Here is an 18057-nt window from a genome sequence, read left to right on the forward strand (position 1 = left end):
TAATGATACGGCGACCACCGAGATCTACACTATCCTCTTCGGCGGCAGCGTCAGATGTGTATAAGAGACAGCAGCCGCGCCGGCGGCCGCGGCGCTCTGCAGCGCTGCGCCTTCGGCGAGCAGCGCCGCGAGCCGCGCGGCCAGCTGCGGCAGCGCCGCAGGCGCGCCGCTTCCGCCAGCCTGAGGCGCGGCGGCCCCATCATCGCCGGATGCAGCGCCGGCGATAACACCAAGCTGCTGCTGCAGCGAATCAAGTAGTTCGTGCGCTGGCCGCCCGAACATCACTTGCTGCAGCGCAGCAACCGTGCCGCCGGATATCGGCAGCCCGCGCTTTAGACCCGCCGCCGCCGCTTGCATCCACTGCTCGGCGTCAACATCCGGCGGCATCGCATCCGCCGCCGCCTTTAATGCCGCAAAGGTGTCACGGTTCATCGTAACGCCGTCTTTTCTCAAATCCTTCAACAATCCCGTTGCCCATTCCTGATCCGGTAACCCGCTTTGCTTCAGCCAATCCTTCAAAGCATCGTCCAGTCCCGCCTGATTCTCTACTTGTTTCAATACAAGCAATCCGCCTGCGGACTGCGGCTGCACCTGGAGCATGGCAAACTTGCCCGGCTCAAGAGGCAATTCCAAAAAAGCGCGCACCTGCACGCCGTTTATTTGAACGGTAGCTTCATTGTTTTCCAGCAACTGCAGAACTACGCCCCGAACGACCTGTCCCGGCTTAAGCTCTAGCTTCCGAGTATCCCCGCTGCCTGAAGCTTCCCCTAACAAACCTCTCACCAATTGCCCAATGTTCAACCCTCGTCACCTGCTTTCGCTGTGAAGTTATCCTATTTATCGGAAGATGGCCGCTCCTAATGAAGTTGTTATTCAAATAACTTCATTTCTCTGCATATCCTTCTCCGTCACAATCATCCGCACAAAAAAACAGCGTAATGCTCGTTTCAAGCAATACGCTGTTTTTACACATTATAAAGAATTTAAAATAGCTGTTGTTGCTCCACGAAAATTTTGCCTAAAAAAGACTTGCGGTGAAGCGGACTTGCTCCGTATTCGAGCAGCCGCTCCCGATGAAGCTTAGTTGCATAGCCTTTATGTATCGCAATGCCGTATTCCGGGTACATCTGCTCCCAATCTGTCAGGCAAAGCCGATCACGCGTCACTTTGGCGATGATGGAAGCGGCCGCAATCGATTGGCTTGTGGCATCGCCTTTAATTATGGCAAGCTGCGGCTTTGGCAGGTCTACCTTTTCCGCGTCCACAAGCAAATAATCCGGTTCCGTCTTCAGTGACTCGAGCGCAATCTTCATCGCAAGCCTTGCTGCTTGCTTGATGTTGATCCGGTCGATGGTCTCCGAATCCACGCGGGCTGCAGCCCATGCAATGCTTTGATCCACAATGACCTCGTAGAGCTCATTCCGTTTTTTCTCGGACAACTTCTTCGAATCATTGACCCCATCAAGCACTAAGTGGGGCGGTAGAATAACCGCTGCCGCAACAACATCCCCGAATAAGCAGCCTCTTCCTACCTCATCCACGCCTGCAATTGCGGAATACCCTTCGGCCCAAAGTCTCTCTTCATATTCCAGCACGTCGTTTATTCCCCCGGTCTTCCAGCTGCTGCCGGGAACGGCGCTTCCAACGTAATGCGGCCAAGATTGCCTGACCGAAGCTCACGCAAGATGATACCTGACGTTTTCTCCAGATCTACTTGCCCCCCGCTAACGAGACAACCTCTGCGTCGTCCAATGTCCTCCATGACCCGTACCACTTCATCGGAATCTGTAGGGTCGGATGGCGCTTTGTCCAACTTGAATCGTTCCTGCATAGCCGGCCAATACCGTTCGACAAGCTCACGTACCGCAAAAAACGCAATGTCCTCTACGTTCAAAATTTGCTCTCTGATCGCGCCTGTCATCGCCAGACGGTAACCTACCAGTTCATCCTCGAACTTCGGCCACAAAATACCCGGTGTATCGAGCAAATCCATCTCATACGTTGTTTTAATCCATTGCTGGCCTTTCGTTACGCCCGGCTTATCGCCCGTAATGGCGATATTGCGCCCAGCCAAACGGTTGATCAACGTTGACTTGCCGACGTTCGGAATCCCGACAATCAATCCACGCATTGCACGAGGGTTCATCCCTTTTGCAAGCTGACGATCGATTTTTTCCTTCAGGATTTCCTTCGCCTTCATTGGAATATCTCCAATACGCGTTCCTGTCGACGAATCAACTGCTACCGTCTCATGACCTTCGTATTTGAAATATTCAATCCATTGCTCTGTCACCTTCGGATCAGCTAAATCCGATTTGTTCAAAACAATCAACCGCGGCTTACCGCTCAAAATCTCATCAACCATAGGATTACGGCTGGAAAGCGGAACACGCGCATCCAATAGCTCAATGGCAATATCGATAAGTTTTAACTTCGCTTGAATTTGCCGTTTCGCCCGGGTCATATGACCGGGAAACCATTGAATGGTCATTTCCTCACCTCATTGCAACATTACCAGTGCACTTTATAGTGCTTAATGATGCTAATTTTATTTAATGGCCAGAACATAACGTCCGCACGGCCGATAATTTCTTTTTCCGACACATAGCCGATATCGCGGCTGTCTTGACTATTTCCGCGATGGTCGCCCATTGCGAAAATCTTGCCTTCGGGCACAACGGATTCCGACACGTTAGCGTTCGGGAAGTCCGGACCCGTATTATACAACTCGCCATTCTCATGCGCGAGTGCAATCGCTTCTTTAAGATATGGCTCTTCAACCTTTTGATCGTTGATGAATACATCATCGCCAACGACTTTGATCGTATCGCCCGGCACGCCGATTACGCGCTTGATGAAATCGCGACCTTGATCAGGTACATGGAACACGACAACTTCTCCATGATGCGGTTCACGCATTTTGAAGATAAGCTTATTGACAATCAGACGTTCACCCGTATAGAAGTTTGGTTCCATCGATGGTCCGTCAACAATAAACGGGGAAAATAAAAACGTACGGATAACAAACACGAGAATGACCGCGATCGCCAGAGCTTTTATCCAATCTACAATCTCTTTGTAAGCTCGTCCGCCTTTTTTAGCGTCAGCCGGCCCTGATGTATTCAGTGTAGATCCATTGATTACTTCTGTTTGTTGATTGGAATCTTCATTAGGTTGTTGTGAATTCACCAGTACGCCTTCTTTCCATTCTATAGTGTCCCTATTCGTACATAGCAAGTCATGTCAAAATAACGAAAAGGAGCTTGTTTGACCAAGCCCCTCTTGTCGTTTAATCTTAACGAATTTCTTTAATTCTCGCAGCTTTACCGCGCAGTTCGCGAAGATAGTACAGTTTCGCGCGACGCACTTTACCGCGACGAGCAACTTCAATTTTCTCGATTTTTGGCGAATGCAGCGGGAAAGTTCTTTCCACACCTACACCGTACGAAATTTTGCGAACTGTGAAAGTTTCGCTGATTCCGCCGCCACGACGTTTAATTACAACGCCTTCGAACAACTGAATACGCTCACGCGAGCCCTCGATAACTTTAACGTGTACTTTCAACGTGTCACCAGGACGGAAGCTCGGAAGGTCTTGACGAAGCTGTTCTTGCGCAATCGTTTGTAAAAGATTCATCGTAGTATCACTCCTTCCACCATAGACGTTCTTAATAGCTCTTTCTGCTCCATCTGAGCAGCGTCATCACTATTAGCGGACCGCCCGATTAATACGAACAACATTTGAAATTTTAACATAGCCCACAACATTTTTCAACCTATAATCTTCGAACAACCCTAATTTCCCTAGTATTTCTTATTATAGCCACCACGAAAGACCTTTAAACCTTGCGATATGAACCGCAAGAGCCCGTTTAATAGATTCCCCCCGCTAACGCCGTTTCTATCAAATAGCCTCCGCCATACATTAATGTATTGCTAGATTTAGCAATTCTATATTTCACAACAGATTGGAGGTTATAACCTATGCCAATGAAAAAACAAGCTTCGCGTACGAAAAGCTCCGCTAAAACTTCCGGATACGGATCCTGCAAAAGAAAATACAGCCATAGCTGCAAATCGGCCAAAAAAAGTTGCAAAACCGTGAAATACGTTTGCAAACCGGTTGTCAAAAAGAAATGCAAAAAAGTCGTCCGCAAATCTGCTTTCCGCGCGAATGCCAACCAAGTACAATCTATTCCTGCCGCAACTCTTGTTCAGGTTGCTTTTGGACAAGAAGTGTTTGACCTAGGCAGAGAATACAATCCCGTTACTTCCACCTTTCAAGCGAAGCAAAGCGGCATCTATACGTTCTTTGCAAGTGTGTACTTCAGCTTTGCTGTTGCAGCGCCTGTTGAAGTTACGGTTGTTCTTCGAGTTAACGGACAAACCGCGTTCGGCGATACCGAGACGTTGTCGTTTGATGGAGTCATTGACACATCAGGCATCGTAAGCTTGCGTCGCGGCGACAATGTCACCGTTGAATTCATCTCAAGCAGCGCGGGGTCCATTATCCCTAACGCGGGAACTCATTTCGACGGAGCTCTGACTCGTGCTACAAAGTAGTCAGACAAGCATGCATTATGAACAATTTTTGTTATTTGAATGGAGGAATGAACATTGCCAGTGAAAAAACAAGCAGTCAGAATAGCTGCTAAAGGCAGTGTCAAAGCTAATAAAGCGGTTAGAACTTCGGGATACGGTCATGGTTCCTGCACCAAGAAATGCGGACATGGATCTAGCAAGTACGGCGGTTCTAGTACCAAAAAATCCGGATACGGCTGTAAAAAGAAATCTGAATATGGTTACAAGACAGAAAAAAAAGTATGCAAAACCGTCAAATATGTTTGCAAACCGGTCAGCAAAAAAACTTGCAAAAAGGCTGTAGTTGCCCGTAAATCCGCGTTCCGCGCCGTTTCTGCAATCGCTCAATCGGTAATTGCCGGCGCTACTGTCCAAGTCAATTATGGAATCGAACAGTATGACCTCGGAAGAGAGTACAATCCCGCTACATCGACTTTCCGTCCAAAACAAAGCGGAATCTACTCCTTTATTGCAAGCGTCTTTTTCACCAGCACTAATGATCCTGCTTCTTTTGGACTCGCGATTACAGTAAACGGTGTACCGGTTGCAACCGAAACAACATCTTCCGCTTCTGGCGGTGTCACTTTAGACGTTTCCACTATCGTCAAGCTCCGCAGCGGCGACGACGTACAAGTAGAATTTTTCACGTCTCTCGCCGGCAGCATCGTCCCTAGTTCCGCAACGCATTTCGAGGGCGTTCTGAACCGCATTACAAAGTAAGGTACCAGACAAGCAACTAAAGAAAGAACCGTCCGCTCCGCTCATAAACGGGACGACGGTTCTTTTTTATGTGGATTTATCTTGTTTCTGCGCAGCTAACCATTTACGCTCTTTATCGGTGAGTTCGGCTGACTCCAGCAAATCGGGGCGGCGCTTCAGCGTCCGCAGCAGCGACTGTTCTCGTCTCCAGCTGTCAATCTTCGCATGGTTACCGGATATAAGCACATCGGGTACAGCCCAGTCCCTGAAGACGGATGGCCGCGTATAATGCGGGTACTCCAGTAAGCCCGTACTGTACGAATCGGTTACCGCGGAAGACTCATTCCCAAGAACGCCGGGCAACAACCGGACAACGCTGTCTATAACCGTCATAGCCGGAATTTCTCCGCCAGTTAATACATAATCACCGACCGATAATTCATCGGTCACCAGAAACTCGCGAATTCGCTCGTCGTAACCTTCGTAATGTCCGCAGATTAGCACCAGATGTTCTTCTTGTGACAGTTCCTCCGCCTTTTGCTGCGTGAAGGTTTCTCCTTGCGGGCACATCAGAATAACGCGGGGGCGACCTCCGCTCTCTTTCTTCGCCATCAAATCCTCTACGGCAGCGAAGACAGGTTCGGCTTTAAGCACCATCCCCCCGCCACCGCCATACGGGTAGTCATCCACGGTGTTGTGCTTATTATTGGAATAATCGCGGAAATTGATCGCTTCAAGCGATACAATTCCTTTATCTTTAGCTTTTCCCAGGATGCTCGCGCCAAATACGCCTTCAAACATCTCGGGAAATAAGGTCAATACGTCAATGCGCATCTTTAAATCAGCCCTTCCAATAACCGCACCGTAACCGTTTTGTTTGCTACATCGACTTTCAGCAAAACCTCGTCGATAATGGGCAATAACAGCTGTTTTTTCTTCGGCATATCGACGACCCAAACATCGTTAGCGCCAGGACGGAGAATGTCCGAAATGTTCCCCAGCTCTTCGCCGTCTTCTGTTACAACCTTGCAGCCGATAATCTCATGGTAGTAGTATTCGCCATCTTCAAGGTCTTCAAGCTCATCCTCGGCGATTTTCAGGACCCAGCCTTTATATTTCTCGACTTCGTTAATATCGTTATAGCCCTTCAGCTTCACGATATACATGCCTTTATGCTCCTTAGCCGAGACAACCTCAACCACAAGACTTTGTCCGTTGTCCGGATGCTGAAGCGACAGCTTGCTTCCCGGCGCAAACCGGCTATCGGCAAAGTCCGTCTGCGGCAAAATCTTCACTTCACCGCGAAGACCATGCGTATTGACCAGTTTGCCGACATTATAATATTTCTTGCTCATTATATGTACCTCACCCATCTATATTTGTACGAAAAAGGGCTAGGATAATAATCCTAACCCTGCATCGTATGTGTTTACGATATGATGTCTACGATAACGCGCTTCTGGGATTTGATGGCCGCGGATGTTACGACGGCACGAATCGCTTTCGCAATTCGTCCCTGCTTGCCGATTACTTTGCCGATATCATCGGCATGAACCGACAGCTCGTACACCGTACCGCGGTCATCCTCTCGCTCATTAACGCGCACGTCCTCTGGATGATCCACTAATGCCTTTGCGATGACAAGAATCAATTCTTTCATTTTCAAGGCCCTCCGCTATTCAACAGTTATTTCTGTTGCTTAAGCTCATGGAACTTTTTCAGGACACCTGCTTTGGAAAGCAAGTCGCGAACGGTATCAGATGCTTGTGCACCTGTTTGCAGCCATTTCAACGCTTTCTCTTCATCGATCGTTACTTGAGCCGGTTGAGCAACCGGGTTGTAAGTACCGATTTCTTCGATAAAGCGACCGTCACGTGGGGAACGGGAGTTAGAAACGACAACCCGGTAGAATGGAGCCTTGTGAGCACCCATACGTTTCAGACGAATACGTACTGCCATGGAAATTCACCTCCTTCGGTTAATCAACTTAGTAACTTTTATATTGGTCAGAACGGAAACTTAAACCCTTTGCCGCCTTTGCCAAGCATGCCTTTCAGACCTTTCATTCCGCCCTTAGGGCCTTTAGGACCCATCATGGACGAGAATTGCTTCATCATCTTGCGCATGTCTTCGAATTGCTTGATCAGCCGGTTCACTTCCGTAATGGATGTGCCGCTGCCTGCAGCTACGCGCTTGCGGCGGCTATGATTCAGAAGTTCGGGCTTTTGCTTCTCGGCTTTCGTCATCGAGCGCACAATCGCTTCAACGCGGTTGATCTGTTTCTCATCTACCTTCATATCCTTCATGTTGCCCTTCATTTTGTTCATGCCGGGCAGCATATCCATCAGTTGATCCAGCGGACCCAGATTCCGGATTTGAGCCATTTGCTCAAGGAAGTCGTCGAAAGTAAACTCGGCAGTCCGCATTTTGCGTTCCATCTCCGCGGCTTTATCCGCATCAATGTTTGCTTGTGCCTTCTCGATCAGGGACAACATGTCCCCCATTCCCAAGATACGGGAAGCCATCCGGTCCGGATGGAAAGGTTCGAGCGCATCAATCTTCTCGCCCATTGCAGCGAATTTGATTGGTTTGCCGGTTACCGCTTTGACGGACAATGCCGCACCGCCGCGGGTATCGCCATCGAGCTTCGTAAGCACAACGCCTGTCAGTTCAAGCTGCTCATGGAAGCTTTGCGCGACGTTAACGGCATCTTGACCGGTCATTGCATCAACCACGAGCAATACTTCGTCAGGCTTCACGTTCTGGTGGATTTGCTTAAGCTCTTCCATCAGCGCTTCATCAATATGCAAACGGCCCGCGGTATCGAAGATTACGTAATCGTTTTGATTTTCTTTCGCGTGCTGAAGACCGGCTTTCGCAATCTCAACCGGGGAAGTTTGATCGCCCATCGAGAATACCGGGGCATTAATTTGCTCGCCCAATACTTGCAGCTGCTTAATCGCCGCAGGACGGTAAATGTCGCAGGCTACAAGGAGCGGCTTATGATTGCTTTTTTGAAGCAATTTGGCCAATTTGCCCGTAGTAGTTGTCTTACCCGCGCCTTGCAGACCAACCATCATAATAACGGTAGGAGGCTTGTTCGCTTTCGCAAGTTTGCTCTGCGTACCGCCCATCAATTCCGTCATTTCTTTGTTAACGATATCGATAACGACCATGCCTGGCGTAAAGCTCTTGGATACGTCAAGTCCAAGTGCTTTCTCTTTCACTTTGGCGATAAAATCCTTGACGACTTTAAAGTTAACGTCAGCTTCGAGCAACGCTAGGCGCACTTCGCGCATCGCTTCGTTCAAATCTTCTTCCGTTACTTTACCTTTGCTTCTCAGCTTGCTGAACACATTTTGCAGCCGGTTCGTTAAGCTCTCAAATGCCGCCATGATTCGTCACCTCCGTCACTTCATAATTTCCGTATCGGTTAATTGCTCTATGTCTTGAAGTAGCTTTTGTTTATAAGTATGGTCGATCGGCAATTCCGCGACTTTGCGTTCCAGCCCTGCGGCCAGTCTTTGCATCGCTTCATGTTTCATCAGCAGGCTCAGCTTGGCTTCATAACCTTCAAGCACCTGCTCCGCCCGTTTCACATGTTCGTATACCGCCTGCCGGCTGATACCCGATTCTGCCGCGATCTCGCCAAGCGAGTAGTCATCGTGGAAATAATATTTTAAGAACGTCCGCTGTTTCTCGGTGAGTAGCGGCTCGTAGAAATCAAATAATAAGTTAATTCGTGTTGTCTTGGCAAGGGCATCCGGTTCATGTATTGTCATCCGCTTCAAGCCCCTTTCAACATCATCCGTCAAGGAAAAAGACTTGACAGTGTCGCAACGTTTCTTATCTTACACGAAGTCAGATAGGGCTGTCAAGCTTTTGTCCTTGTCACTTATTTAATTTGTTTCCGATTGTTCTTCTTCGCGCTGAATGAGTCCTGAGAATAAGGCATGAACGAATTGCTCGGAGTCGAATTCCTGCAGATCAGTCATCTTCTCGCCTAGGCCTACTAGCTTCACCGGAAGATTAAGCTCATTGCGAATGGCGATAACAATGCCGCCTTTGGCCGTTCCGTCAAGCTTAGTAAGCACAAGACCGGTAACGCCGCTTTTTTCACCGAACAGCTTAGCTTGGCTAAGCGCGTTTTGCCCGGTAGTTGCGTCCAGAACCAGCAGCACTTCATGAGGAGCATCCGGAATTTCACGCTGGATAACGCGGAAAATCTTGTTCAGCTCTTCCATCAGATTTGTTTTGTTCTGAAGACGACCCGCCGTATCGCAGAGCAATACGTCTACTCCGCGCTGCTTCGCTGCTTGAACGGCGTCAAACATAACCGCCGCAGGATCGGAACCCGATTGCTGCTTAATCACGTCAACTCCAACGCGCTCGCCCCATACTTCCAACTGTTCAATCGCCGCTGCGCGGAACGTATCGCCTGCTGCCATCATTACGCTCTTGCCTTCGCTTTTGAATTTGTGCGCGAGTTTGCCGATAGTTGTTGTTTTGCCCACGCCGTTAACGCCAACGAACAAAATAACGGTAATCCCGCTTTTCGCCATTTGAAGACCCGGGTTTTGTTCACCCTTGAGCAGCCCGATCAGCTTCTCGGACAAGATCGGCTGAAGTTCGGCGGCCTGCTCGATTTTCCGTTTCTTCACTTCCGCGCGAAGCTCGTCGATCAACGTCATTACCGTATTTACGCCAACGTCGGCGCCAATGAGAATTTCTTCGAGCTCTTCGTAAAATTCCTCATCGATTTTTTTGCGGCGGGTAATCAATTCCTCGACCTTCTCCACTAAGGCAACGCGGGTCTTGGTAAGGCCTTCCTTGAATATCGTCGTTACCGCTTCCGTCTTGGAAGCGATGCTTTCTTTCAGCTTTTTGAAAAAACTCATACGGGTTCAAGTCCTCCATCCTATTCGAGCAGCCGCTACAATAAGCTTAAGCGGATTCCTGCTCTTCTCCATCTTCTTCAAGGCGTACGGATACGAGCTTGGATACGCCGCCTTCTTCCATCGTCACCCCGTACAGAACGTCGGCTTCCTCCATCGTTCCTTTGCGGTGCGTAACAACAATAAATTGCGTTAGTTCGGAGAATTCGCGCAAATATTGGGCAAAACGCGCAACGTTTGCTTCATCAAGCGCCGCCTCGACTTCGTCAAGTACGCAGAATGGGACCGGCTTAACCTGCAATATCGCAAATAATAAAGCAATCGCCGTTAGCGCACGTTCCCCGCCGGATAGCAACTGCAGATTTTGCAGCTTTTTGCCCGGAGGCTGGGCAACGATATCAATGCCCGTCTCCAGCACGCGGTCCGGCTCGACCATAACCAGATCGGCGCGGCCGCCTCCAAACAGCTTCGCAAACACAACAACGAAGTGGCTGCGAATCTGCTCAAACGTCGATTTGAAGCGTTTGGACATTTCTTCATCCATCTCGCGGATAACCTGGTACAAGGTTGTTTTGGCTTCAACCAGGTCATCTTTCTGTTCGGTCAGGAATTCGAAACGTTCCCTTACGCGTTCATACTCCTCAATCGCGCCAAGGTTCACGTCGCCAAGCGCGGTAATTTGGCGTTTAATGTCGCGTACCGCATTTTGCGTGCCTACGATATCTTCCGGCACCGGATATTGTTCTTTCGCAAGCTCGAAGCTTAGCTCGTATTCTTCGCTTAATTTGCGGAGCAGGTTATCGAGCTCTACATCCAGCCGGTTCGCCGCGATTTCCGTTTGCCGCATCTGGTCTTCAACCTGCCGCAGCTGGGCGCGCTGATCTTTCGTATCGCTTTCACCCTGCTCAAGCTCCTTCACCCGTTCGGCTCTAGCCGATCGCTTCAGATCGGTCTGTTCCGCGCATTCCTGTTTCTTCAACCGCAAATGGTTCAACTGCTCGATTTGGGCAACGGTTTCTTCGCTATGGCGTTCCAGTTCGGCTTCCTGCTGGTTAAACATCGTCCGGTAGCCGGCAAGTTCTTGCTTGGCGCGTTGAATATCCGAACGGACACGTGCCGCTTGATCTTCAAACGATTGCTTCTCCTGGTCGGTCTTCGCAACGGCAATTTTCAAATCCGTCAGTTGCACTTGCAGCTCTTCCTTGGCGGATTCGCTAGCCTTACGACGTTCCTCTGCAAGCTGGATCGCCGCCTGCAACCTGGCTTCGTCGGCCGTCAGTTGCTCCAGCCTAACTTCAGCTTCCGTTGCCATGGACAACATCGACTGCTGCTCGGCTGTATGATTGGTGCGATCTGCCGTAAACAGCTGTTCCTGCTCGCTGAGATGTTTGGCTTCATTATTTAATTGTTGAAGCTCCGCTCGAACCTGCTGTTCGTCAATCCGGTATTGCTCGGCTTGGGAACGCAATTCTTCCATGTTTTGCGAAAGAATCGACTGTTCTTTGCGAAGATCGCTAAGCTTGTCCCGCAGCTGGGCAATGGTTTTGGTGCCTTCGTTGATTTCCTCGTCCAATGCTTCGATTTGACGTTGCCGGCCGAGCAGGCTAGCCCCTTTCTTCTGCAGGCTGCCGCCCGTCATCGAACCGCCGGCGTTAACTACATCGCCTTCAAGCGTAACGACGCGGTAACGATATTGGCATTTGGATGCAATTCGGTTCGCTTGCTCGAGTGTTTCGGCAAGCAGAACATTGCCGAGCAAGCTATTAATAATCGCTTCATATCTAGGTTCGCAAGATACCAACTCGGCTGCGACGCCAACAAAACCGTCAACGGACTCTGCCATGCGTTTGTCATGCTCGGAAACATGGCGTCCCCGGATAACATCAAGCGGGAGGAATGTTGCGCGGCCAAGCTGACGCTGCTTCAAGAAGGAAATAGCGGTTCGTGCCGATTTCTCGTCTTCCATGACGATATGCTGCAACGCGCCGCCGAGTGCGGTCTCTACGGCAGTCTCTATTCTCTCAGGTACGCGCACAAGCTCCGCGACGGCACCATGAACGCCGCCGATGCCGCCGGAATTAGCCGGGCGACGGGACGCTTTCAGCACTTCCCGGACGCCATGCATGAACCCATCGAGCGCATCCTGCATTTCTTTCATCGTGTCGCGCCGCGAAACTTGCGCGTCCAGCTTTTGTTCCCACTTGCGGAGCGCGACAGTAGCATCTTCAGAAATCTGACTGAACTCTTTCGCTTTTTCCGCTTCATCGATATATTTCGTGCGGGCTTTATTAATGGAGTCCAGCGTGGCTTCAAGCTGCTTCTCCAGCTCCGCTCTTCGCGCATTCAGCTTGCGCTGCTGCTCGGCCCACTTCGCCTCTTCATCGCTAAGACGCTCCATGCGGCGCTGAACCGCTTCCTGCTGCTGGGCAGCGTAACGGATTTCGTTGCGAAGCGTGGCCATCGTGCTGAGCACTTCAAGCAGCTCGCTCTTCAGCATTTCTTCCGCGTCAAGCGCAGCTCCGCCGGTTACGCCAATCAGGTTTGCTTCTTCAACGGAAAGCTTCTGCTTGAGCTCGGCCAACTGCAATTCCAAGACGGCACCGCGGTTGCGGAATTCCGCTTCTTCGCTTGTTAATGAAGCAATGCGTTCATCCTGTGCGGCAATCGTTTCTTCCAGCTGCTTTTTGTTCTGCTCCAGGTTTTTCTTCCGTTCCTTCAGAACTTCGCCATACCCTTCGCATTTCTCGTATTCTTCACTGTATTGAAGCATATCTTCATGGAGTCGATCGAGCGCTTCCTCAAGCTCCCTGAGCGCCTGGCGATCCTTCTCCAGATGGGCGTCATGTTTGCTGACAACGGTCGACAGCTCCAGTTGCTCGCGCTTGAGACGTTCAAGCTTGGCATTCGCTTCGGACCATGAACCGTACACGTTTTCTATGTTATGTACGTACATCGAAATCTCTTGCGTCTTGAGCTGCTCCCTTAACTGCTTGAAATGAATCGCTTTCTCCGATTGAACGCGCAGCGGCTCTACCTGATCTTCCAGCTCCGTCACCAAATCGTGAATCCGGAGCAGATTATTCTCGGTATCGTCCAGCTTGCGCTGTGCTTCGCGTTTGCGGGATTTGTATTTAACAATACCCGATGCTTCTTCAAATATTCCCCGCCGGTCTTCCGACCGTGTACTCAATATTTCTTCGATCCGGCCTTGTCCGATAATGGAGTAAGCTTCTTTACCGATACCGGTATCCATAAAGAGTTCGGTAATATCCTTCAGCCTGCACGGCTGTTTGTTGATCATATATTCGCTATCGCCGCTCCGGTGGACGCGGCGTGTTACTGTCACTTCATGATATTCCAGCGGCAGTGCACCATCGCCGTTATCAAGCGTCAGAGATACTTCCCCGTAGTTAACCGCCTTGCGCGCATCGCTTCCGGCAAAAATAATATCCTCCATCTTGCCGCCGCGAAGGCTTTTGGCGCTTTGTTCGCCCAATACCCAACGGATCCCGTCCGAAATATTGCTTTTTCCGCTGCCGTTTGGTCCAACAACAGCTGTAATGCCGGTGACAAATTCCATTTCCGTCTTGTCGGCAAATGATTTAAATCCCGATAATTCTATCCGTTTCAGGAACATAACCTGGCTTTCACCTCAACGCCTATTGTAACACAACTTGACGCGGCTCGTTAATCCTTTTGACCTCTGCAAAATAAGACAAAAAAGCCCGCCTTGAGATCCTTGCCAGAATCCTCAGGCGGGCGTATTCTCTTATTCCGTCAGCGATTTCCAAGCTACGGCCGCAGCACGCTGCTCTGCTTCCTTTTTCGTTCTGCCGCTGCCATTCCCGTACGGTATCTCGCCGATACATACCTCGACGACAAACTCCCGGTCATGAGCAGGTCCACGTTCTTCCATAATCCGATATTCCACGGCGCCAAGTCCTTTGTGCTGCGCGCGTTCCTGCAGCTTGGACTTAAAGTCCTTCACCAGCAGGCCGTAGTCATTGGACTCGATATACGGGAACATATGCGTCTCGAGAAACGTTCTAGTCCGTTCAATCCCTGCATCCAGGAAGATCGCTCCAACAAAAGCTTCGAACAAATCGGCGAGCAGCGCAGGACGCTGTCTACCTCCAAGCTGCTCTTCGCCTCTGCCAAGCTGAATATGCGCGCCAAGCTCCAGACGCTCTGCAAACTGCGCAAGTGAAGGTTCACATACGACAGATGCCCGCATTCGGGTCAGCTCGCCTTCCGGACGGTTCGGATATGCACTGAACAAATATTCCGAAACGAGCAGCTGCAATACAGCGTCGCCCAGAAACTCCAGGCGTTCATTATGCTCGATCGTCCCATGCTTATGTTCATTCACATAGGAGGTGTGCGTAAATGCCTGCTTCAGCAGCTTGAGCTGTTTGAAGCGAAGCTGCAGACGGGTCTGCAGCTCGTTGATGGAATCACGCTTCATAGACTTTCATCACGATCGTCGCGTTATGACCGCCGAAGCCAAATGAGTTAGACAGCGCTGTCTTGACATCCGCTTTACGTGGCTTGTTAGGCACGTAATCGAGGTCAAGTTCAGGATCTTGATTGTCCAAGTTGATGGTTGGCGCAATGATGCCGTTTTGAAGCGTAAGACCGAGAATAACGGCTTCAACGCCGCCGGCAGCGCCAAGCAGGTGGCCCGTCATCGATTTGGTCGAGCTGACAGCCACCTTGTAAGCATGGTCGCCAAACGCTTTCTTGATTGCGCTTGTTTCGGAACGGTCGCCTACAGGCGTTGATGTGCCATGAGCATTGATATAATCAATCGCTTCAGGTTCAATGCCGGCATCGCGCAATGCTTTCGTCATGCAGCGTGCTGCTCCGTCCGGATCCGGCTCCGTCATGTGGTGAGCGTCTCCGCTCATGCCGTAACCGATCACTTCCGCATAAATTTTGGCTCCGCGTTTCTGCGCATGCTCAAGAGATTCCAGAACAAGAACGCCAGCGCCCTCGCCCATAATGAAACCATCGCGGTCGATATCAAACGGACGGCTTGCTTTCTCAGGCTCGTCGTTGCGAACGGACATTGCGCGCATCGAGCAGAAGCCCGCAAGACCGGTAGGACGGATCGTTGCTTCGGCACCGCCGCAGATCATTACATCCGCATCTCCGCGCTGAATCATTTTGTACGAGTCGCCGATCGAGTGGGTACCCGTTGCACAAGCGGTTACCGCTGTGCTGTTAGGACCTTTAGCACCTGTCAGCATCGATACTTGTCCGGAAGCCATATTCGCGATCATCATCGGAATGAAGAACGGGCTTACGCGCTTAGGACCCTTCTCGAGCAGGATGTTGTGCTGGTCTTCCCATGTGCCGAGGCCACCGATACCGGAACCCACGATAACGCCCACACGCTCAGGATCTACGCTGGCACCGATATCAAGGCCGGCATCTTTAACCGCATTCAAGCTGGCTACGGAAGCGAACTGGACGAAACGGTCCATGCGGCGTGCTTCTTTTTTATCGAGATTATAATCCTCAGGATTAAAGTTTTTAATTTCGGCAGCAATTTGAGTCGGGTATTCGGATACGTCAAACGCTTCGATATGCGATACGCCTGATTTGCCTTCCATCAAATTACCCCAAAACTGATCCAGATCTGCTCCGAGCGAGGTAATAACCCCCATGCCGGTAACAACAACTCTTTGCTTCATTAGTAAGATTCACCTCAAGTGGACTGCTATTTAGATGTGTGCATCACATCTTCTATGATTAAAAGCGTACAAGCTCATTCATAATGTCATGATGATTCCGTGCCTCAGATGGAGAGAAGTCCCGTTTATTACAACGGGACCCTGATTTCCTTACGTATGAGATTGTATGTAATTGACTACTTCTCCCACCGTGGTGATGGTCTCTGCATCTTCATCAGAGATTTCCATATCAAACTCGTCTTCCAGTTCCATGACCAACTCAACGACATCAAGAGAGTCAGCGCCGAGGTCATCTTTGAAGGAAGCTTCCAGCGTGACTTCCGCCTCGTCTACGCCAAGTCTGTCGACGACGATACGTTTTACACGTTCTACTACTTCGGACATCCGATTCACCTCCTCCTAGGGTATTATACGAGAATTTAAGACAAAATGCCATACAAACCGTTGCAATTGCTGTCACACCAGCGGATAAGCAAATCTTACATGTACATGCCGCCGTCTACATGGACGGTTTGGCCGGTCATATAAGATGCTGCGCCGGATGCCAGGAAGCGCACTGCTGCAGCAATATCTTCTGCCGCTCCAAGACGCGCAAGCGGTATTTGCGAGGACAGCGATTCCTTCATTTCGTCGGAAAGCTTGTCCGTCATATCCGTCTGAATGAAGCCTGGAGCGATGCAGTTGACGGTAATGCCGCGGGATGCAAGCTCGCGTGCGCTCGATTTAGTGAGGCCAATCACGCCAGCTTTCGCTGCCACGTAATTCGCTTGTCCCGGATTTCCGAGCACGCCAACAACCGAAGAGATATTAATAATGCGTCCGGAACGCTGCTTCATCATAGGCCGCGTTACCGCTTTGATCCCGTTAAAGACACCCTTCAAGTTCGTCTCAATAACCTGGTCAAATTCCTCTTCTTTCATACGCATAATTAAATTATCTCTTGTAATGCCGGCGTTATTCACCAAAATATCAATCGAGCCAAATTGATCGACAACTTCTTTGACCATGGCTTCGAATTCAGCGGATTTTCCGACATTCGCTTTCAGAATAATCGCGCGGCGGCCAACCGCCTCAACAGCCTTCGCCGTTTCGGCAGCAGCGGCTTCGCTGCCCGAATAATTGATCGCCACATCAGCGCCTGCTTCCGCAAGAGCGACGGCAATCGCGCGGCCGATCCCGCGGGATGCGCCGGTTACTAGCGCTTTTTTACCTTCAAGACTAGCAAACATGGTATACCTCCTCCAAGTTTTGCGCGGTACCTTACAGGGTTTCGATTGCTGCGATGCTGTTAACCGAAATAACGCGCAGGTTTTTGTCGATTTTCTTGATTAGGCCGGCTAATACGGTACCCGAACCAATCTCAACAAACGTATCCACGCCTTGTTCGATTAAATAACGGACGCTATCTTCCCATAGAACGGGAGAATAAACTTGTTCAACCAGAAGATTGCGAATCGCAGCCGCTTCCGTTACTGGAGCCGCCGTTACATTGGCCACGACCGGTACGGATGCGTCGTTCATCGAAATATCCGACAATACGCCGGACAGCTTCTCAGCAGCTGGCTTCATCAGCGAAGAATGGAACGGCCCGCTTACTTCAAGAGGAATGACGCGTTTGGCGCCTGCTTCCTCTTTGCCGCGCTCCACAACCGCCTGCACGCCTGCAGCCGAACCGGAAACGACGATTTGACCCGGACAGTTAACATTCGCCAATTCAACCGCATTTCCTTCCTGCGAAATGTTCGCGCAAAGCTCAGCCAATACGCCGCGTTCCGCTCCAAGCACGGCTGCCATCGCCCCTTGTCCGCCAGGAACCGCTTGTTCCATGAACTGACCGCGGGCGCGAACCGTGCGGACAGCATCCGCAAAACTCATTACGCCTGCTGCCACAAGAGCGCTGTACTCGCCCAAGCTGTGTCCGGCTACATAATCCGGCTTAAGGCCTCGGCCTTCAAGCGCCTTCAGGAAGGCTACGCTAACCGTCAATAGAGCAGGTTGCGTATTTGCCGTCTGCTTCAGCTCGTCATCCGGACCGTTGAAGATGATCTCGCTTAGCTTGAAGCCAAGCGCTTCGTCCGCCTGCTCGAATATAGCGCGCGAGCTGTCTAATGCTTCATACGCGTCTTTGCCCATGCCAACCGCTTGCGCGCCTTGGCCGGGAAATACAAAGGCTGTTTTACTCAAAT

Annotated in this window: 19 protein-coding genes; 2 read left to right on the forward strand and 17 right to left on the reverse strand. The window is 50.5% G+C overall.

From position 1 onward, the window contains the following. Positions 1-983: 983 nt before the first annotated feature. The 4 genes from QQK89_RS27565 to rplS form a co-directional block, all read right to left on the reverse strand. Positions 984-1595, reverse strand: a complete 612-nt coding sequence (locus tag QQK89_RS27565) for a ribonuclease HII (RefSeq protein ID WP_284241981.1) — start codon at positions 1593-1595, stop codon at positions 984-986. 5 nt (positions 1596-1600) lie between these two features. Then, entirely contained in the window at positions 1601-2491 is an 891-nt protein-coding gene (ylqF, locus tag QQK89_RS27570; RefSeq protein WP_284241982.1) for a ribosome biogenesis GTPase YlqF, read from the reverse strand. A 20-nt stretch (positions 2492-2511) separates the two neighbouring features. Further along, positions 2512-3189 (reverse strand): signal peptidase I, encoded by a 678-nt coding sequence (gene lepB, locus QQK89_RS27575; RefSeq protein WP_284241983.1) that lies wholly within the window; start codon positions 3187-3189, stop codon positions 2512-2514. A gap of 106 nt (positions 3190-3295) precedes the next feature. After that, the gene (rplS, locus tag QQK89_RS27580) at positions 3296-3637 is read right to left on the reverse strand and encodes a 50S ribosomal protein L19 (protein WP_284241984.1); all 342 of its coding nucleotides are present in this window, start codon (positions 3635-3637) and stop codon (positions 3296-3298) included. A gap of 347 nt (positions 3638-3984) precedes the next feature. Between rplS and QQK89_RS27585 the strand changes: the two genes are divergently transcribed. Together QQK89_RS27585 and QQK89_RS27590 are read left to right on the forward strand one after the other, a co-directional pair. Then, positions 3985-4563, forward strand: a complete 579-nt coding sequence (locus tag QQK89_RS27585; protein WP_284241985.1) for a C1q-like domain-containing protein — start codon at positions 3985-3987, stop codon at positions 4561-4563. A gap of 60 nt (positions 4564-4623) precedes the next feature. Then, positions 4624-5301: a C1q-like domain-containing protein gene (locus QQK89_RS27590; protein ID WP_284242087.1), complete on the forward strand. Its 678-nt coding sequence runs from the start codon at positions 4624-4626 to the stop codon at positions 5299-5301. Between the two features lie 66 nt (positions 5302-5367). Here QQK89_RS27590 and trmD read toward each other — a convergent pair whose 3' ends face one another. From trmD to fabD, 13 genes are all read right to left on the reverse strand, one after another. Next, positions 5368-6114 (reverse strand): tRNA (guanosine(37)-N1)-methyltransferase TrmD, encoded by a 747-nt coding sequence (gene trmD / locus QQK89_RS27595; protein WP_284241986.1) that lies wholly within the window; start codon positions 6112-6114, stop codon positions 5368-5370. A gap of 2 nt (positions 6115-6116) precedes the next feature. After that, positions 6117-6635, reverse strand: a complete 519-nt coding sequence (gene rimM, locus QQK89_RS27600; RefSeq protein WP_284241987.1) for a ribosome maturation factor RimM — start codon at positions 6633-6635, stop codon at positions 6117-6119. Positions 6636-6709: 74 nt separating this feature from the next. Beyond that, positions 6710-6940, reverse strand: a complete 231-nt coding sequence (locus tag QQK89_RS27605; protein WP_127499255.1) for a KH domain-containing protein — start codon at positions 6938-6940, stop codon at positions 6710-6712. Positions 6941-6966: 26 nt separating this feature from the next. Next, positions 6967-7239, reverse strand: a complete 273-nt coding sequence (gene rpsP / locus QQK89_RS27610; protein WP_015845058.1) for a 30S ribosomal protein S16 — start codon at positions 7237-7239, stop codon at positions 6967-6969. A 47-nt stretch (positions 7240-7286) separates the two neighbouring features. Beyond that, a complete protein-coding gene (gene ffh / locus QQK89_RS27615) occupies positions 7287-8675 on the reverse strand; it encodes a signal recognition particle protein (RefSeq protein WP_284241988.1) in 1389 nt (462 codons plus the stop codon). Positions 8676-8690: 15 nt separating this feature from the next. Beyond that, on the reverse strand, positions 8691-9062 hold the full coding sequence (ylxM, locus tag QQK89_RS27620) for a YlxM family DNA-binding protein (protein WP_434481796.1): 372 nt from the start codon (positions 9060-9062) through the stop codon (positions 8691-8693). Between the two features lie 117 nt (positions 9063-9179). Beyond that, the gene (gene ftsY / locus QQK89_RS27625) at positions 9180-10178 is read right to left on the reverse strand and encodes a signal recognition particle-docking protein FtsY (protein ID WP_284241989.1); all 999 of its coding nucleotides are present in this window, start codon (positions 10176-10178) and stop codon (positions 9180-9182) included. A gap of 46 nt (positions 10179-10224) precedes the next feature. Further along, on the reverse strand, positions 10225-13812 hold the full coding sequence (gene smc, locus QQK89_RS27630) for a chromosome segregation protein SMC (RefSeq protein ID WP_284241990.1): 3588 nt from the start codon (positions 13810-13812) through the stop codon (positions 10225-10227). A gap of 132 nt (positions 13813-13944) precedes the next feature. Beyond that, positions 13945-14640 carry a ribonuclease III gene (gene rnc / locus QQK89_RS27635; RefSeq protein ID WP_284241991.1) on the reverse strand — a complete coding sequence of 232 codons (696 nt, stop codon included), beginning with the start codon at positions 14638-14640 and terminating at the stop codon, positions 13945-13947. Continuing rightward, a complete protein-coding gene (fabF, locus tag QQK89_RS27640; protein WP_284241992.1) occupies positions 14630-15871 on the reverse strand; it encodes a beta-ketoacyl-ACP synthase II in 1242 nt (413 codons plus the stop codon). Before fabF ends, rnc begins: the two co-directional genes overlap by 11 nt. A 150-nt stretch (positions 15872-16021) precedes the next feature. Next, positions 16022-16255: an acyl carrier protein gene (gene acpP, locus QQK89_RS27645; RefSeq protein ID WP_091181516.1), complete on the reverse strand. Its 234-nt coding sequence runs from the start codon at positions 16253-16255 to the stop codon at positions 16022-16024. Between the two features lie 95 nt (positions 16256-16350). Continuing rightward, the gene (gene fabG, locus QQK89_RS27650) at positions 16351-17100 is read right to left on the reverse strand and encodes a 3-oxoacyl-[acyl-carrier-protein] reductase (protein ID WP_284241993.1); all 750 of its coding nucleotides are present in this window, start codon (positions 17098-17100) and stop codon (positions 16351-16353) included. Between the two features lie 31 nt (positions 17101-17131). After that, entirely contained in the window at positions 17132-18055 is a 924-nt protein-coding gene (fabD, locus tag QQK89_RS27655; protein WP_284241994.1) for an ACP S-malonyltransferase, read from the reverse strand. Positions 18056-18057 lie beyond the last annotated feature (2 nt).

Source organism: Paenibacillus glycanilyticus, assembly GCF_030161375.1.
GTDB lineage: Bacteria > Bacillota > Bacilli > Paenibacillales > Paenibacillaceae > Pristimantibacillus > Pristimantibacillus glycanilyticus_B.

Bases quoted from the DNA above. Each gene is read 5' to 3' on its own strand.
- ylqF (WP_284241982.1), bottom strand. From the start codon at position 2,491: ATGACCATTCAATGGTTTCCCGGTCATATGACCCGGGCGAAACGGCAA.
- rplS (WP_284241984.1), bottom strand. From the start codon at position 3,637: ATGAATCTTTTACAAACGATTGCGCAAGAACAGCTTCGTCAAGACCTT.
- QQK89_RS27585 (WP_284241985.1), top strand. From the start codon at position 3,985: ATGCCAATGAAAAAACAAGCTTCGCGTACGAAAAGCTCCGCTAAAACT.
- trmD (WP_284241986.1), bottom strand. From the start codon at position 6,114: ATGCGCATTGACGTATTGACCTTATTTCCCGAGATGTTTGAAGGCGTA.
- rimM (WP_284241987.1), bottom strand. From the start codon at position 6,635: ATGAGCAAGAAATATTATAATGTCGGCAAACTGGTCAATACGCATGGT.
- QQK89_RS27605 (WP_127499255.1), bottom strand. From the start codon at position 6,940: ATGAAAGAATTGATTCTTGTCATCGCAAAGGCATTAGTGGATCATCCA.
- rpsP (WP_015845058.1), bottom strand. From the start codon at position 7,239: ATGGCAGTACGTATTCGTCTGAAACGTATGGGTGCTCACAAGGCTCCA.
- ffh (WP_284241988.1), bottom strand. From the start codon at position 8,675: ATGGCGGCATTTGAGAGCTTAACGAACCGGCTGCAAAATGTGTTCAGC.
- ylxM (WP_434481796.1), bottom strand. From the start codon at position 9,062: ATGACAATACATGAACCGGATGCCCTTGCCAAGACAACACGAATTAAC.
- ftsY (WP_284241989.1), bottom strand. From the start codon at position 10,178: ATGAGTTTTTTCAAAAAGCTGAAAGAAAGCATCGCTTCCAAGACGGAA.
- smc (WP_284241990.1), bottom strand. From the start codon at position 13,812: ATGTTCCTGAAACGGATAGAATTATCGGGATTTAAATCATTTGCCGAC.
- rnc (WP_284241991.1), bottom strand. From the start codon at position 14,640: ATGAAGCGTGATTCCATCAACGAGCTGCAGACCCGTCTGCAGCTTCGC.
- fabF (WP_284241992.1), bottom strand. From the start codon at position 15,871: ATGAAGCAAAGAGTTGTTGTTACCGGCATGGGGGTTATTACCTCGCTC.
- acpP (WP_091181516.1), bottom strand. From the start codon at position 16,255: ATGTCCGAAGTAGTAGAACGTGTAAAACGTATCGTCGTCGACAGACTT.
- fabG (WP_284241993.1), bottom strand. From the start codon at position 17,100: ATGTTTGCTAGTCTTGAAGGTAAAAAAGCGCTAGTAACCGGCGCATCC.